The organism is Deferrisoma sp. (assembly GCF_054681715.1).
The window spans coordinates 1-15563 of the sequence record NZ_BAAHFQ010000076.1 but is presented as its reverse complement, the minus strand read 5'-3'; the positions used below and the strand labels follow the sequence as shown (position 1 = coordinate 15563).

General features: G+C 69.0%; 14 protein-coding genes. 2 read left to right on the top strand and 12 right to left on the bottom strand.

What is annotated here, in order from left to right; translation table 11 throughout:
- Both ACY0I8_RS11245 and ACY0I8_RS11240 read left to right on the top strand, forming a co-directional pair.
- On the top strand, window positions 1–903 hold a 903-nt coding region (locus ACY0I8_RS11245; protein ID WP_461394823.1), incomplete at its 5' end, for an OmpA family protein.
- A gap of 269 nt (window positions 904–1172) precedes the next feature.
- Window positions 1173–1502, top strand: coding sequence for a hypothetical protein (locus tag ACY0I8_RS11240; RefSeq protein ID WP_461394822.1), 330 nt, complete (start codon window positions 1173–1175; stop codon window positions 1500–1502).
- A gap of 214 nt (window positions 1503–1716) precedes the next feature.
- Here ACY0I8_RS11240 and ACY0I8_RS11235 read toward each other — a convergent pair whose 3' ends face one another.
- From ACY0I8_RS11235 to ACY0I8_RS11180, 12 genes are all read right to left on the bottom strand, one after another.
- Entirely contained in the window at window positions 1717–3144 is a 1428-nt protein-coding gene (locus tag ACY0I8_RS11235) for an Ig-like domain-containing protein (RefSeq protein WP_461394821.1), read from the bottom strand.
- Window positions 3145–3304: 160 nt separating this feature from the next.
- Window positions 3305–4609 (bottom strand): hypothetical protein, encoded by a 1305-nt coding sequence (locus tag ACY0I8_RS11230; protein ID WP_461394820.1) that lies wholly within the window; start codon window positions 4607–4609, stop codon window positions 3305–3307.
- Between the two features lie 208 nt (window positions 4610–4817).
- Window positions 4818–5528 (bottom strand): hypothetical protein, encoded by a 711-nt coding sequence (locus ACY0I8_RS11225; RefSeq protein WP_461394819.1) that lies wholly within the window; start codon window positions 5526–5528, stop codon window positions 4818–4820.
- Window positions 5525–5941, bottom strand: a complete 417-nt coding sequence (locus tag ACY0I8_RS11220; protein ID WP_461394818.1) for a hypothetical protein — start codon at window positions 5939–5941, stop codon at window positions 5525–5527. The genes ACY0I8_RS11225 and ACY0I8_RS11220 overlap by 4 nt, the downstream gene beginning before the upstream one ends.
- A 184-nt stretch (window positions 5942–6125) precedes the next feature.
- Window positions 6126–7310, bottom strand: a complete 1185-nt coding sequence (locus tag ACY0I8_RS11215; protein ID WP_461394817.1) for a Glu/Leu/Phe/Val dehydrogenase dimerization domain-containing protein — start codon at window positions 7308–7310, stop codon at window positions 6126–6128.
- Between the two features lie 59 nt (window positions 7311–7369).
- Window positions 7370–9667, bottom strand: a complete 2298-nt coding sequence (locus tag ACY0I8_RS11210) for a methyltransferase domain-containing protein (protein WP_461394816.1) — start codon at window positions 9665–9667, stop codon at window positions 7370–7372.
- A 198-nt stretch (window positions 9668–9865) separates the two neighbouring features.
- Entirely contained in the window at window positions 9866–10198 is a 333-nt protein-coding gene (locus ACY0I8_RS11205; RefSeq protein ID WP_461394815.1) for a hypothetical protein, read from the bottom strand.
- Between the two features lie 19 nt (window positions 10199–10217).
- Complete coding sequence (locus ACY0I8_RS11200) at window positions 10218–11975, bottom strand: NAD(P)/FAD-dependent oxidoreductase (RefSeq protein WP_461394814.1); 1758 nt, start codon at window positions 11973–11975, stop codon at window positions 10218–10220.
- Window positions 11965–12981 carry a glycosyltransferase family 2 protein gene (locus tag ACY0I8_RS11195; protein WP_461394813.1) on the bottom strand — a complete coding sequence of 339 codons (1017 nt, stop codon included), beginning with the start codon at window positions 12979–12981 and terminating at the stop codon, window positions 11965–11967. Before ACY0I8_RS11195 ends, ACY0I8_RS11200 begins: the two co-directional genes overlap by 11 nt.
- Window positions 12982–13023: 42 nt before the next feature.
- Window positions 13024–13692 (bottom strand): GNAT family N-acetyltransferase, encoded by a 669-nt coding sequence (locus tag ACY0I8_RS11190; protein ID WP_461394812.1) that lies wholly within the window; start codon window positions 13690–13692, stop codon window positions 13024–13026.
- Window positions 13689–14561 carry a beta-keto acid cleavage family enzyme gene (locus ACY0I8_RS11185; protein WP_461394811.1) on the bottom strand — a complete coding sequence of 291 codons (873 nt, stop codon included), beginning with the start codon at window positions 14559–14561 and terminating at the stop codon, window positions 13689–13691. The genes ACY0I8_RS11190 and ACY0I8_RS11185 overlap by 4 nt, the downstream gene beginning before the upstream one ends.
- A gap of 351 nt (window positions 14562–14912) precedes the next feature.
- On the bottom strand, window positions 14913–15563 hold a 651-nt coding region (locus ACY0I8_RS11180; protein WP_461394810.1), incomplete at its 5' end, for a hypothetical protein.

Genomic DNA, 15563 nt, shown 5'->3' with positions numbered 1-15563 from the left:
CTCGACCGATGCCCCGGCACACCCCCCGGTACCCCCGTCGACGCCAACGGCTGCCCCAGGGACTCCGACGGTGACGGCGTCGCCGACAACCTCGACCGATGCCCCGGCACACCCCCCGGTACCCCCGTCGACGCCAACGGCTGCCCCAGGGACTCCGACGGTGACGGCGTCGCCGACAACCTCGACCGATGCCCCGGCACACCCCGCGGCACCCCCGTCGACGCCAACGGCTGCCCCAGGGACTCCGACGGTGACGGCGTCGCCGACGCCGAGGACGAGTGCCCCGACACGCCGAGGGGCGCGCCCGTCGATCGGAAAGGATGCCTGAAGGACTCCGACGGCGACGGGCTCACGGATTGGGACGAAACCCAAAAGTATCGCACCGATCCGAACAACCCCGACTCCGACGGCGACCGCCTCAGCGACGGCCGGGAGGTTTTGAAACTGGGAACGGATCCCCTCCGGGTGGACACCGACGGCGGATCCGTGGCGGACGGCGTCGAGGTGCTGGACAACCACACGAACCCCCTCGACGCCTCGGACGACGTCCCCGAGGTCGAAACGGTCGAACTCAGGATCAACTTCGACTTCGACTCGGCCGAGATCAAGCCCCGGTACTACCCCGAAATCGAGAAGGTGGCGGAGTTCTTGAAAGCCCACCCGGATTACAACGTGATCATTGAGGGCCACACCGACAGCATGGGGACCGAGGAGTACAACATCCGGCTGTCGGCCCGGCGGGCCAACGCGGTGGCCAAAGTGCTCACCGACCGGTACGGCATCTCCCCCGACCGCATCACGGTGCAGAGCCTTGGCGAAAGCCGGCCCATCGCCCCCAACGACACGGAGGAAGGGCGAGCACAAAACCGCAGAATCTACGCCTATATGGAAAAAGCAGAGTAGGGCATCTGCGAAGGGGGGCCGGCCCGGGTCGGCCCTCCTTTGCATCGTTTCCGGCATCGCGGTTCCCCTTTTGGAACCCGCTGAACCTTGCTCCTCAAGTCTCCCCCGCACTTGGCCGATCTTCCCGGTGGCACGCGTCGTGCACTGAACGGGAGCGCGTCTCCTCCGAGACGCAGCGGCGCGAGGCCCCGAAGGGAACCTCCGCGCGCCGTTTTCACCCGCGGGTCCATCATATGCCCGGGGCCCGCACAACGCCACGGAGGTGCGGCATGAAACACGGAAGGTACGTGACGGCGGGGCTTGCGGCGATGCTGCTCATGGCCGCAACCGGGGAAGCGCTCGCGGACAGGCTGGATATCCAGAAGGCCGAACTTCGATCGGGAGGAAAGGTGCTGGTGGTCGAGGGCACCGCCGACCAACCGGGGGAGGTGGTGCTCGTGAAAGACGCCGAGTCGCGGCAACTTCTCGGCGGCGCGGTGGTCCGGAACGACGGCAAGTGGCTGCTCAAGATCCGCAATCCCGGTTGCCGGCCGGCCGAGGCACTCGCGGTCTGCGGCAGTGCCAGCGACCGCGAACCCGTAGAACTCCGGGGAAACTGAGCTCGAGAAGTATCGGGGGGCACCGTCTGCGAATCGCCCCCCTGCTCCGGTCGCGCGGCACGCCCGCTCCCCCCGCGAAGAGGCGGGACGAGGGCGGTGCCGGGACCCGGGAGGAAGGATTCACCGACACGGGGGCCGAGCCGGACCGGACCGGTGGTCCCCACCGGGGCGCAAATGCTCTACGTCTTCGCCGTGCCCGGGCGCCCTTCCGGCGTCACCGGCCGAGGGTTCGGAGGAAACACCCGAACCCCGTCAAATCGTTATCCTCGTCCCCGCTCGGCGCGGGCGCCGGCGATTCTTCGGCGGCCGCCGATTCCCCCCCGGACCCTTGCTCCGCGGCGGAGATCACCACCGTGGCCTCGACCGGCGGCGAGGTCAGCGAACCGTCGCTCACCGAAAAGGTGAAGGTGTCGGTGCCGACCACGCCCGGGGCCGGAGTGTACCGAAACAGCCCCTTCTGGGGGTCCAGAAGCTCCACCTGCCCAAGGCTCGGGGCATCCACGATCGCAAACTCCAGGGCGCCCCCTTCCGGGTCGCTCGCGAGCAGAAAGCCCACCACGGGAACCCCCTGGGTCGTCGAAAACTCCACGGGTTCACCCGCCGGCGCGTCGTTTCTGGCGGCAATGAGAACGATCACGGTCGCCTTGTCCGATGCACCGTCGGGGTCCGCGGCCTCGTACCGGAACAGGTCCGTTCCCGTGGCGTCCGGAGCGGGGGTGTACACGTAGAGGCCCGCCCCTTGGTCCAGGAGCTCCACCGTTCCCTTGGAGGGCCCGGCCACCACGCGGAACCGCAGGGTATCCCCGTCCGGGTCTTCCGCGTCGAGTTGCGCCGTTGTCGCCTCGTCCTCGGCCACGAGCAGCACCATGTTGTGGGCGTCGGGGGGAGCGTTCTTTTTTGGAGGGGGCGCGGCCCCGAGAAGGCTTGCCGCGTACGCGAGCACGTTCGGGGCGTAGACCTCCTGGAATCGCTGGCTCACTCCCGGGGGCCCCCGCCCCGCCAAGTAGAAATCCAGAGGAATGCTTGAGTAGATCACCCACCCCTGCCCGTAGGGGTAGGCGAAGGTCACCACCTGGTCGGGGTTGCCGTTCGAAAGGAGCGGAACCGCCCCCGCGGGAAGCGTGGCCAACTCGGCGTAGCCGTGGTTGGAAAAATTGCCGCCGTCCAGGGAGTCGTCGTCCAGTTGCCCGCCCGGACCGTCGGTGACCAGAGTGCCCGGGGTCAGAATGTCGATCTGGGCCCCGAAACTCCGCACGAACGCGATCCCCGAACCGCCCGGGAGAACCGAGGCGGCCCCGGTCACGTACCGGTCGTGCAACACGAGCACCTTGCCCCCCCGAACCGCGTCCTCCACGTCCTGGAGATGGGCCAGATACTCGGCCCCGTAACCGACGTTCGAGGGATTCTGGACAAACAGGACGTCCACACCCGCCATGGCCGCCGGACTCAGATCACTCAGCGCCGCCTGGTCCCATCCGGCCGCCCGGATCGGGGGTTCCTGGGCCGGCACACCCTCACCGGCCGACATGTCGTAGTACCCGACCACGACCGCGTGAACGGGTGTCATCCCCCACAGGGGCGCCAGCAAGGCCGCCCAAAGCGCGGCCGCCCGGATCGTTCCTCTCCGCCTCCCTCTGTCCATGTCCGCATCCCCTCGTGAAAAGGCACCGGTCCCAGGATGGCCCCAACCGCGCGCCCCGGCCGTGGTTTTGGGGGCCCCACGGCTCTTACCAAGTTGACCGGTCCGTGTCAACCGGCGTCATTTTGGCTTTCTCCTTGGTCCCCCGTCGATGGAAGACGCCCTATCGCGCCGGGCCCGACGAGGGTACCCGGTAGATCCGGGCGTCTTCGTCCTCATACACCCGTTCCAGACCGCTTCGCTCGGCGCTCTTCCACACCGCACGGAACCGGGGGGAGGCCACGAGATACCGGCAGCCGAAGTCGCCCAGGTGTTCGGCCAAGGCCGCCGACTTCCCCTTGGCGATGAACTCCCATCGGTTGTAGAGCTCGGGTTCGTAGTAATAGAGGTAGTTCGGGTCGAGGCCCACCACGTACCGGTTTTTCCGGTTGTGGAAGAACAACATCGGAAACCGGTCCCAGTCCACGTTGAACACAACCTCCCCCTCGCCCGTGTTGCGTTCGAGCCAGCCCGACACCCCGGCGAACAGCGTGCGGGGCTTGGCGAAGCTGGGCAGGCGCACGAGTTGGGGCCCGTTGATCCCAACGGCCGCCAGGAGCACGACCACGGGCCAGCGGGGGTCCCGGAGACCCCGGCCCGCCAGCGAGGCGGCCGCAAGGACACAAAGCGCCGGGGCGTACTCCACCCACCGCCGGGCCGTGGCGTAAAACAAGAGCGTCGCGCCGGCCCACAGGACCGCCGGGTGGCCCGCCACCCCCCGCCAGCCCAGCCTGCGCCATTCCATGGCGGCGGCCCCGCAGAGCGCGGCAAGCGGCACCGCCATCTGCCGACCGAACTCCATCACCCCGGGCGCCCCCCACTCGGCCCCCACCCACACGGTTTCCCGCTGCAGAAACACCCGCTCGAAATTGAAAAGGTACGACTCCACGTTCAAGGGAAAATACGGGTTCACAACCACGGCGAACGCCGTGCCCCCCGCCAGCGCCGCCAGCGTCCCCCACCGAACCCGCCGGCCGTGCCGGACTGCCTCGGCCACGGCCCAAAGCGCCCCCAAGAGCAGCAACACCGAGAACCCGTCGTAGAGCCACACGTACACCGCCGCCACGGCGGCGAGCGGAACCTTGCGGTTTGTGCACAGCAGGTACGCGCCCGCGAGGAGCAGGGCCAGCGACTGGCTCTGCACCCGGGGCATCTCCATCCGGAGCACGAACCCGCTGGACGACACCGCCAGAAGCGCCACCCAGAGCCCCGGTCGCCGGACCCCGAGGCCCCGCACCACAACGAAGAAAACCGCGAGTGCCCCCCCAGCGTAAAACGCGGCCGAAACCTTGGCGCCGGTCAACAGATCGGGGAAGAATGTGAACGGCACCTGGAGCAGGTGCGAAAGCCAGTGGTGGTCCCGGTACACCTCGGCGTGCACGCTGAACGGCAGCCACGGCAGGGACCGTACGACCCAGCGCCCCCTCATCAGTTCCGCGAAGCGGATGTGAAAGAACCCGTCGTTCCCGTACAGTCCGTCGGTGGCGAACTGGATCGCCCACACGAAGGCGACGGCCCCGCCCAGGAGAGCCCAGTCCGTTCGGGAGATGGGGCCGGGCCCCTGCGGAGGGGGGGCCGCGGCCGGGCCCGGGGCGATCGGACCCGGACCCGCGCCGGCCCCCACCGCGATCTTCCCCTTACCGCTCGGGCCGGTCGAACGCACCGACCACCCGACCGAAGGCGGCGACGGCCCCGGCCCAAAACAGGTAAACGCCCGTCATTTTGCAAACCTCCTCCAACCCCTCCAGACGGTACTTCCACCATACGGCGGCTTCCCGGCCCAGCCCCATGCGGAGGAGAATCCGCCGATCCTCGGTAACCCCGTCGAGCACCAACATGATCCCCGCCAGGAGCACCGCCAAGGCCCACCACCGCAGGGTCCCCCGGTAGCGGCGCCGCAACCCTCGGGCCAGGGCGAGAGACACGGCCAGCGCCACCCCGGCCGCAAGCAGGAGGACGGTCCCGATCTCCTCGCCCGCCAGGCTCCGCCGCGTCCCTAGACCCGCTCGAAGCCAGGCGCCGAACCTCTCGTGGAACGAAAACGCGTCATCTGCGGCCGCGGCCGCAAACCAGGCCGAAAGCCACCAACCGAGCCGGCGTTCACCCGTGCTCCCTCGCCCCATGCCCGCAAGGGCTGCCGTGGCGCACCACAGGGTCACCGCGGTGCCGAACAGGCCGCCCGCGGTCAGCCACGTCCCCACGCGCCCCTCCCCGAAGTACCGGTGTGGCACGGGCCATCCGGCCACGAAGAGCCACACCGCGGCCACCCCGCCGAACCCCGCAAGAGCCGCCGGGGTCCAACGAAGGGGGAAACACCCCGCGCGCTCCCCCTCGGGAGGCCGGGTCATTTGCCACCCGTTTCCGCTGCCCCCACCTTCTTCGCCACGCCCTGAGCGACGGCCCAGATCTCGCGCTTCGTGAACGCCTTGCTCCCCTGTTTCACCTCCGAAAGGACCGCCCGGTCCCCCTCGGGTCGAAACAGGTAGCGTACGGTATTGCCTTCAGACGTTCCGGCCAGGGCCCACGTTCCGTCGGGACCCTGCTCCCAATGGGGTTCTCCCCCAACGCCCTGCGCGAACGCGCCCACGGTCACCCCCATCTCCACCGGGTTCCCCCGGTTCCAGCCCGGATCAGCCACCACGAGGGGACGCTCCAAAAACGCCCCGTCCGGGGCCGGGCCCGGCTTCGAGCACCCCCCCACCGCGAACACGAACACCATCACCCCCAACGCAACCCACACTACCGCTGCCACCCGTTTCATCCGCAACCTCCTTCTCCTCTGTCCTGGTTTCCGAAAAACGCCGATCCACCGACACCCATCCCATCGACCCCCGTAGTTTCGGCTCCTTCCCCTGTTGCCCGAAACCCGCACTGCGCCGAACCGTCGTCCATGCCCCGGGGTAGGTCCCCGCCCCCTGCCTCCTCGTCTCCGGGCGGCGAACGCGTTACTCCCGCGGCATTGCTGGAAATAATCGGCTGAAGTACAGGATCGACAACATACCCACCAGGCGCCGGGGCAGCATCCCCGCCCGGTACGCCGCCAACCCCGACGCGAACACCCGAAGCCCCGCCGAACGGCGGGCCGCACGCCGAGCGATCCTGACAACACGGGCCTCGGCTTCCTCCTCCGCGGCTTCCTGCGGCGGGATCCCTCGCCGATAGGCGGCCGCAAGCGTATCGAAGACCTTCCTCCCATACCGTTCCCGGATGAATTTTCGGATCCACCCCGGCGGTATCCCGGCGAACTCCATGGTCCCCCCGAGCACGCCGCCTGCGTTGGCGACAAAATCCGGCACGCACAGTATTCCTCGCCCGTGGAGGATTTTCCCCGCCCCCGGGGTGGTGGGGTTGTTGGCCCCCGGGCACACGATCCGGGCCTTCACCCTCTGCGCGTTTCCCTCGCGGATGCTGTGGTGATGCGCACAGGGGAACAGATACGCGACCGGCAACTCCACAAGCAACTCCCTTTGCAGCGGCGTTCCGTGGTCCTGGCACTCCACGACCCGGCTGCCGCGGGTTCGGGCCGCGCTAACGAGCCGGTGCACGGCGAAGCCACGGGGGTTGTAAAGGGCTCCCCCGCTCGTGGAGATGGCCACAACCTTCGCCCCGGCCTCCGCAAGCAACAGGGCCAGCGCACTTCCCACCTTCCCGAACCCCTCCACCGCCACCGGGGCCCCCCGAAGTTCGATGCCGACGAACGCGCCGGCCGCCCGGGCGCTTTCGAACACCGAAAGGGCGGTGTAATACCCCGAGTTCTCCCTCGACGGCTCCGGCCGTCTTGTCCGAACCCCCGCGGCGGAGAGGAGTTCCCGCACGTCTTCGTTCGTGGTTCCCATGTCGGGCCCGGGATTGTAAACGCCGCGCCGCAAAAGCGGCGCCAACGCCCTCCCGAACTCCCGAATCATCCGCCTCCGTTCCCTCTCCGGTCCCTCCGGGTCCCACCGGATCCCCGCCTTGGCGCCGCCGTGTGGAAGCCCCAGGAACCCGAACTTGAGCGTCATGGAGCGGGCCAGAAGCCGCAACTCTTCTTCGCTCACGTCGGGTGACATCCGCACGCCACCGTAGCATCGCCCGTTCACCGCGCTGTCGACGGCCAGGAATCCCTCCGTTCCCCCCGGCGCGATGATCACCCTGCAGACGAATCGTCCTCCGGGCGCGTGCCTGCCCGGGCGGCCGGATCCCGTCCCCGTCACCGCTTCACCCCGAACGCCGCCACGAAATGGCCGGTCACGAACCGCGTCGGAACCCGCGAACCCAACTCGAAGGTTTTCAAGGCCGCAAGCAACCTTGCCCGGCCGGTTGGGGCGCACCGGGCCTCGACCCACCGGCACAAAGGCACCGCAAACACCCGGGGGCAATGGAGGTATGCCTCCACACGGACCACCGAGAAGCCAGCCCGGCCCAACGCCCGCCGTAACGCCCGGGGGCCGAGCGTCGCACCCGAGCGATAGGGTACGAGGCCCAGGCGCCGCAGGATCCCGAAAGGGACGATCCGGCGGAGCGCTACGACCGGGTTGTACGGGTTGTCCAGCGTGATGATGAGGGTGCCGCCCGGCCGCAGGACCCTGTTGATTTCCGCGAGGCCCGCGCAGATCTCCTCGGGGGTTTCCAGATGGTCAAGGGTGGACGGCGACACCACCACATCGAACGTCTCGTCCGCAAACGGAAGCCGTCTCACGTCGGCCGGAACCCCGGAACACCCGGGGTGCGCCTCTCGGGCAAGTTTCACCACCCGGCAAGACAGATCCACCCCGACCCAGGCCCGGCATCGCTCGGACAGAAATTCGTGAATCCCGCGGCCGAACGCCTCATCGAAAAGATCCGTTTTGAGCGCCCGCTCCACCGGTGTCCCCGGCCACCATCGTTCCAGGAGCAGGCGCAGCAGTTCGTCGCTGTGTTCCCGCCAGAGGGAATCGGGGCGGTTGGCCGCCCATTCCTCTGCAACGGCATCCCAATGGGCCCGGGCGGCCCCATCCGCCGACCGCCGCTGCCCGTCGCCGTGCGCTCCTTCGGGAAAGGACTCCGCCGGCACCATGCGGGGCCGGGAGCCTTCGCTTCCATCCGAACTCGTGTTCGTCCCCCGTTTCCGGGCTGCCCCCGGCTCCCTTCGCCGGAACGTCGCAATCAAGGCGCTCACGTCGCGCCCGGAGATCAAGCCCGACCGCCGCAGCAACCAGGCGTACGCCCCGGCACTCCCCGCCAGCACCACCATCCGCGCCGGGAGGCTGGTCGCCAGGCCGAACAAGGGGAGAAAGGGCAGCCCAAGGCCCGCCGACACTGCGACGGGGCCCACTCGCATCCCCCCCGGCCCCCGAAAGGTCCAGAAGAGAAACGCCCCCGTACAGAGCGCGGCTCCCAGATGCGCCTCCCAGGCGCCCAGCGCCCCCCGTCGGCCCACCGCACAGGCCCCGAGAGCCCAGAACACCGCCAACTGGATGAGGGCGGCCGCCCACTGGGTTCGGGGACGCTCCTGCACGACGGCAAGGACCCCTCCCACGGCCAGCGGCACGCTCGCCGCGAGGGTGAGCGCCACCAGGAAAAGCAAGGGAACCGCGGGAGCGTACAAGCCTCCGAACACCCGGGGGACCGCCCGGTCGGCCAGGGCAAGGGCGCCGAACGCGCCCACCATGGCGACCGAGACGAGCCCCACCATCAACCGCTCCACCCACAGGCCGGCCGCCTCGGCCCGCCCCCGGTCCCTCATGTCCGCCAGCATGGGAACGAACGCCATGGCCAACTGCCCCAGGGCACCGAATCCCATCTGATACACGTTGCTCGCCAGGCCAAAAAACCCCACCTGCCGATACTCCCGGGAAAACGTGAGAACCAGGACGTCTCCGCTCTGCCGCACCAAACCGAACACCAACTGGCTGAGGAGAAAGGCCGCCCCGACCCGCACATACGGTGTCGCGGCGGCAATATCCCAACGGGGGCGCACGGCACCCGCATGAGCCCGGGCAAGGGGGACCCCGATCGCCACAAGGAGCGCCTGGACCACCACGAGGGCCCCGCAGGCCCCCCGGAAGCCGAACAGGCCGTACCCCAAAGGCACCAGCACGGCGACACCCCACGCCCGCGCCGGCACGTGCACCCCCCACAGGGCGGCGCGGTTGAACCCCAAGAGTATCGCAAAGAAAAGCCGGGCGACGATCTCGAGGAACACGGAGACCGCAACGAACCCCACCGCCACCGGATCGAGTCCGGGGAGCCACCGGCGCACCGCGGCGAAAAGCAAAAACGCGGCCGCCGCGCCGCCCCCGACCCGGACGGTGAGCAGTCGCCCCAGGAAGCGGTCCAGGGTGCCGGGATCGCCCCGCAACGCGGGAATGTGGCGGACGAGCACGCTGGCAAGCCCGAGACTGCCTAGCACCCCACACCAGGCGGCCACGGAGGTCAGGAGGGCGTACCGTCCGTAGGCCTCCGGCCCCATCAATCGGGGAACCAGGGCGGCGAACACGACCCCGGCGAGGACCTGCAGGGGCCACATCGCCCCCAGCACCCCGGCGTGCCGAACGGATCGCCGTGCCTCTTCCGAAGCCTGTCCGTCGTTTCCCGGGGCGGCGGGGGGAAGGTCATTATTCCCCATCCGGCGGGCTCCGCTTCGTTCGGTAAATCGTCCCATGCGCTCGAAGCGTCCATCCCCGTGCGGGTGCCAACGAAAGCGTCGCCCGCCCCCGGGCCCGGCTCAGCGGTGCCGCCGCCTGGCCCTCCTGGTTGCGACCCGGTTATAAATCCACGCGATCGTGGCCCCGGCGGCGGCTCCCACGACAAACCCGTACGCCGCGCCAATGAAGCTCCCGCCGAACGTCACGGTGTACCCGGCGAAATACTGCGCCAGCAGCCGAAGGTGGGGGCCCACCACGGGCCCGCCCTTGACCACGAGCCAATTCGTCGCCACGAACACGCAGACCGCCCCAAGCACCCCCATGCCGAGCGCAAGCCCCTTGACCTGGAGGCGCGCCACCTCGTCCATCAAGCGCTCGATCTGCTCCCTGGTGCCCGGGGAATCCTCTTTCACGATCCCAGCTCCCTCTGAGTTACGCGCGATCCAGCAGACGCCGCGCGGCTTCCCGCTGTGCCCTTCGGGCCACGCGGGCGACATGCCACGCGAGGGCCCGGTTCCTCAGCCGGGCCAGCCCCCACCCCAACGCCCATCCGGCCGCGAAACCGTACCCCAGCCCCACCAACGCCCCGGGGGCACTGACGCGATATCCTGGGAAATATTGGGAAAGCAGCCCCAGCGTCGGCCCCACCACGGCCCCCCCCTTCGCCACCAGCCACAGGGTGGCGAGAAGCATCCCCCCGCCGCTCACCGCGCCCACCGCCACGCCCAAGGCCACCGGGTCCCACCGCGCCAAGGCGCGGCCGAGGACAACGCGCACCTCGCGCCTCCCCGACGCGTCTTCCTCCAAATATTCCTGTTCCTCGTTCACGGCCCACACATCGTGACGAGCCCCGTACGCGTTGCGGGCCGCCAGGATCCCGGTGAGCATCGCATGATCCATGTTGTTGTACCGGTGCATCCCGCTCCGGCCCGCCGTGCGGAAATTCTCCAGACCGTCGAGCCACGAGCGAAGCGTCTCCAGCCTTTCCCGGTATCCCTCCTCGTACACGGGGTAGGCGTCGGGTTGGCGCACCACGAAATGGTCCACCACGTCCTCCGCACGGGCCAGCCCCAACCGCTCCAACTCGGAGGTGGCCAGTTCGCCCAGGGTTCGGTCGGGCAGGGTCCAGAGCTCGTCCCCCTCGTCGCAGAAGAACTCCATCCCAATGCCGGAGCGCCCCTCCTCCGGCACCAGGTCGGGGCTCCAGTTCCCAAAGTTCTGGATCCGCCCCACCCTGACCTCGGGGCTGTGCACGTAGATCCACTGGTCGGGGAACAGGTCGGCCCGGTTCACGATCAGCCCCACCATCACAAACGCGCGGTGTCGCAGACCCGCGGCCGCCTCCAACACCTCCCGGGGAGGCGAAGGCGTGAACAACCTCGGAAGACGGGCGAGAGGCGCCGTGGAGATCACTCGGTCGACCGGAATCTCCACCTCCCGCCCCTCCTTTCGGTACCGCACAGTCGTCACCCGCCCGTGCCGGTGCCCGATCGCAAACACCTCCGCCCCGCACAGCACTGTTCCCTCGAGCTGCTCCACCCTGCTCCGGAGGCGCTCCCACATCATGCCCGGTCCGCGGCGCGGGTAATCGAAGGCGTCGATCAGGCTCTTGGGCCCTCTCGTGCCGACAAGGGCGTTGGCAACCGCGGCCGCGAGGGACAAGCCGCGGATCCGTTGGGCCGCCCAATCCGCCCGGATGCGGCTGCAGGGAATGCCCCAGACCTTCTCCGTGTACGCTCGGAAAAACGTCTCGTACAGGCGCCGGCCAAAGCGGTTCGTGACCCACTGTTCGAACGTTTCCTCCCGCGGATGGGGCCGGAGTCGTGCCCACGCGTAACTACCGGCGATGCGCAGGCTCTCCCAGGGGCCCAGGTTGGCCAAAGTGTTCCCCAGCCGAAGCGGATAATCGAAAAAGCGGCCGTTGTAGTAGATCCGGGACAGCCGAGAGACCCGGCGGAGGTCCTCGCCCAGCAACTCCCCCCAGAGCCGGGCAATCCCCACGTTCTTCGTGAAAAAGCGGTGCCCCCCGACGTCGAACCCGTACCCCCGGTACACCACGGTGCGGGCGATCCCCCCCACCGTCTCGCCCCGTTCCAGCACGAGCGGGCGCACTCCCCGGCGCACCAACTCGTGGGCGGCGGCGAGGCCGGCGGGCCCCGCCCCGATCACCACGACCCGGCTAGGACCCATCGGGCACAGCCCCAGAAGGTGGTCGGGTGCGACCCCACGCGAGGTGTCGAAGGGTTCCGACCCCGAACGCGAGGCTCGCGTACAGGTAGTACAGCCAGTGCCAGGCAAGGGCCTTGGCCAAGAACCGCGGGCCCCGACGACGCAGCAAGAAGGCGTAAAAATCGCGGTTCAGAACCAGAACCGCACCGACCGACGCCCCCGCCCCCGCCCAAGCCGCGGGCTGCCCTGAGAGCCCCAGGATCACCCCGGCCGCCGCACCCCAGACGGCCGCCGCGCTCGCCCGCTCGGACCACTCGAGGTTCAGGTCGTTAACGAACCGGCCTCTGCGGAGGATCAGATCGGTCCACGGCAGTGCCCGTCCGAAAATCTCGGCCTTCAGATGCGATCGGATGTCCCAACGCTTCAGGTGCTTCGCCAGGAGTCCCTTGTCCAGACGAACCCGATATCCGGCCTCGCGCAACCGGTATCCCAACTCGATGTCCTCGATGCTCGGCCGCCGGTACCCCTCGTCGAAGCCCCCCACCGCCTCGAACGCCGACCGGCGCACGGCGCCGCACCCACTCCAGAAGGTGGACGCTTCCGGATTTCCCGTCCGGTGCACCCAGTGATGTTGCAGATTCTTGTACTGGGAGAGGAAGTTCGGCTCCGCCGGTTCGTCGTCGTACAAGCCGAAGCACGCGGCCAGGTCGGAAGGCGCCTCCTCGAAGAGGGCCAGCACCCGTCCCACCGCATCGGGATGCACGGCCACGTCCGCGTCCACAAAGAAAAGCACATCCCCCTGAGCCACCTTGGCCCCGGCGTTTCGGGCGGCGGCGGGCCCCCTCGGCACCGGCAGGCGGACCACCCGTGCGCCCAGCGCCTCGGCCAACCGCCACGACCCGTCGGAGTCGCCGTCGGCCACCACCACAATCTCGTCCGGCGGGGGCCTGCAGGCCACCAGGCTCTCCAGGCAACCGCGGAACGCCTCTCCCCCGTTGCGCACCGGCACCACGACAGAAACCCTCACGGGTCCCCCTCCCGTCCGCCCCCCCCGCGGAGGCCACCCGCCTCACCCATACCGTTTGACCACCTTTGTAAACCGGACCACCCCGAACACGTCCACCCACACGGCAAGCAGGAGAGGCCGAGCCCCCAGCCTTTCCTTGAACCGCCTAGCCGAGACGTTGAACGCGTCCGTCACGCTGTACAGACGCGTCCGTCCCTCCGCCCGAAGATCCCAGCACAGGTGGCGCCGCAACTGCACGGCCAACCCCTGCCCGCGCTCGCCCACGTCCACGTAGGCGTCGAACAGGTACGCCTCGTCCGGGCCCAACCGGAACCGGTACCCGTCGAAATGGCACTCCACCAGGTTGCACCAGCCGAACGCCACCACCTTGCCACCGCGGCTAACCCCCAGGCACCGCTGGCCGGCACGCAACCGTCCCACCAGGTCGTCCACGCCGTACGGGCGGCCGGGGGTGTGCACGAGGGCCGACATGTCGGCTTCGGTGAGGTAGCGCACCTCGAAACCCGGCGGCCAGGCTCCCGTGGGATCCACCTCCGGTGCCGGTTCCCGAACCAGGTAGAACGGCCGCACCGTGATTCCCAGCGCATCCAGCCCGTCCACGATCACCCGGGGCGATCCGCCGTACCGGGCCTTTTCGGCAACGTATCCGAGGTACGACAGGGCGCGGTCCCACCGTCCCCGACGCGCCGGGCAGTACGGGCGCGCCCTCATCCCCGCCTCCCGTACAGACCGTTTCCCCCGGCCAGTCCCAGACGTCTCCGGAACTCCCGGGACGTCATGACGGGCCTCTCGTGGATCTCGGCGAGGCGGTGCACCCGCAGCAGGAGATCCCGATTCGTGGCCAACCGCGACCGCCCGCGGTCGTACCACAGGGAGTCCTCCACCCCCACTCGTACACCGCCCCCGGCGGCCACCGCGAACGCGTTGGCCGTGACCTGTGCCACACCGATGCCCCCCATGGCCCAATACGTGTCTGGCGGCAGGTCCCGAACGAGCATCCCGGCGTGGGCGAGATCCGCCTGGGCACCCGCCGGGTTCCCGAGGATCAGGTTCGCGTAGTGGGGCGGCCGAAGCACTCCCTTCCGCACCAGGTACCGCGCGACGTTGGCCATCCCAAGGTCGAACACCTCCAACTCCGGGAGCACCCCGCTCCGGTCTACCGCCCCCAGCAGTGCCCGCACCGTGGCCGGGTCGTTCAGGCTCACGTCCCGGGAGAAGTTCACCGAACCCAGGGTCACGCTCGCCATGTCCGGCTTGAGGGCCCCCTTCATGGCAAGGGGGGCGCACCGCTGCTCGAGGCTCCCCCCCGCCCGTCCGCTGAGCGACACACACACCACGAGGTCGGGGGCCACCTCGCGCACCCCTTCAATGATCCGGGCGTACACGTCCGGATTGTGGGTGGGTGCACCGCTTCTCTCGTCCCTCGCGTGAAGATGCACCACAGTGATCCCGATCTCGACGGCCTCGTGGACCGCCTCCACGATCTCCGACACCCCCACCGGCACATACGGCGTCGTCGTCTTCGTGGGGACCATACCCGTGGGGGCGAAGTTCACGATCAGGGGGAGATGTCCCCCCAAGCCGGGTCCAGGAGGGGCGCATCCCACGCCCGCTGCATTTGCCATCTGATCTGCCACCGTCTTCCACCTTCGTCACGCGCCGCGGCGCTCGGGCGCCCTGGCGGTGCCCAATCGCCGTGCGGTTCGCCGGTTCAGTCGCGAGAAAAAGGGAGCCCCGCCCCGTGAGTCGGGAAACCCGGAAGCGGCTCCTGGCCACGGCAGCACATTCGAATGCTTCGTCCTGCCACCGCAAGCACATCAGCCCCACGGGCGGCACGGGGCCACCCGGACACGCCTGCATCGGCGTGCCGGGGAACACGAATCCAGCAACAACGTTTCTGCCACGGGGGCAGTCCGCCTCCGGCGGCGGAATCAGTTTTTCGCCCGGTTGTACCGCGAACGCACGAGCCGAGGTGGGGACGCGTCCGCGGCCACCTCCCACACCGTCCTGTACCGGTAATGTCGGAGCAGCAGAGACACCCCCACCGGATCGCGTGCCCTCGCCCACACGACCTTGGCGCCCTCGAGGTCGGCGCCGTTGTACGTCCACTCGTTCTTCGGATAGTGGTCGGGGGCGTATCGCACGAGCACCAGATGCGTCCCCGGGGTGGCCTCCAACGTTTCCTGGAACCGGGCGCGATAGTCGCTCCACAAGAGCCGGCGATTCGGATCGAGGGAAAAACCCGTGTACAGCGCAACAGCCACCACGAAGGTGACCCCATGGGCCAAAACCGCGGACCACGCCAGGGTTCGCGGGAAACCGGGTCGTCGGGCGAGAACGCGGAACCCTTGGACGGCCAAGACCACCCCGAGGGAAGCCACAGGCGCAAAATAGTGGGGGAACCCCGCCAGAGCGAAGGCGTTCGCCGCCACCAGCAGCCCCACCACGCAACACGCGAACCGCGCCCACCAACGCCGTCGCCACGCCCAGATGATCCCCGGCAAGCAGACCGTACCGGTCGGTCCCAGGTAAAACATCCAGAGGCGAGCATAGCGCCTCGGGAACTCTTGCCGGGCGTACCG

Bases quoted from the DNA above. Each gene is read 5' to 3' on its own strand.
- ACY0I8_RS11230 (WP_461394820.1), bottom strand. From the start codon at position 4,609: ATGAGGGGGCGCTGGGTCGTACGGTCCCTGCCGTGGCTGCCGTTCAGC.
- ACY0I8_RS11210 (WP_461394816.1), bottom strand. From the start codon at position 9,667: ATGTGGCCCCTGCAGGTCCTCGCCGGGGTCGTGTTCGCCGCCCTGGTT.
- ACY0I8_RS11240 (WP_461394822.1), top strand. From the start codon at position 1,173: ATGAAACACGGAAGGTACGTGACGGCGGGGCTTGCGGCGATGCTGCTC.
- ACY0I8_RS11225 (WP_461394819.1), bottom strand. From the start codon at position 5,528: ATGACCCGGCCTCCCGAGGGGGAGCGCGCGGGGTGTTTCCCCCTTCGT.
- ACY0I8_RS11190 (WP_461394812.1), bottom strand. From the start codon at position 13,692: ATGAGGGCGCGCCCGTACTGCCCGGCGCGTCGGGGACGGTGGGACCGC.
- ACY0I8_RS11235 (WP_461394821.1), bottom strand. From the start codon at position 3,144: ATGGACAGAGGGAGGCGGAGAGGAACGATCCGGGCGGCCGCGCTTTGG.
- ACY0I8_RS11220 (WP_461394818.1), bottom strand. From the start codon at position 5,941: ATGAAACGGGTGGCAGCGGTAGTGTGGGTTGCGTTGGGGGTGATGGTG.
- ACY0I8_RS11200 (WP_461394814.1), bottom strand. From the start codon at position 11,975: ATGGGTCCTAGCCGGGTCGTGGTGATCGGGGCGGGGCCCGCCGGCCTC.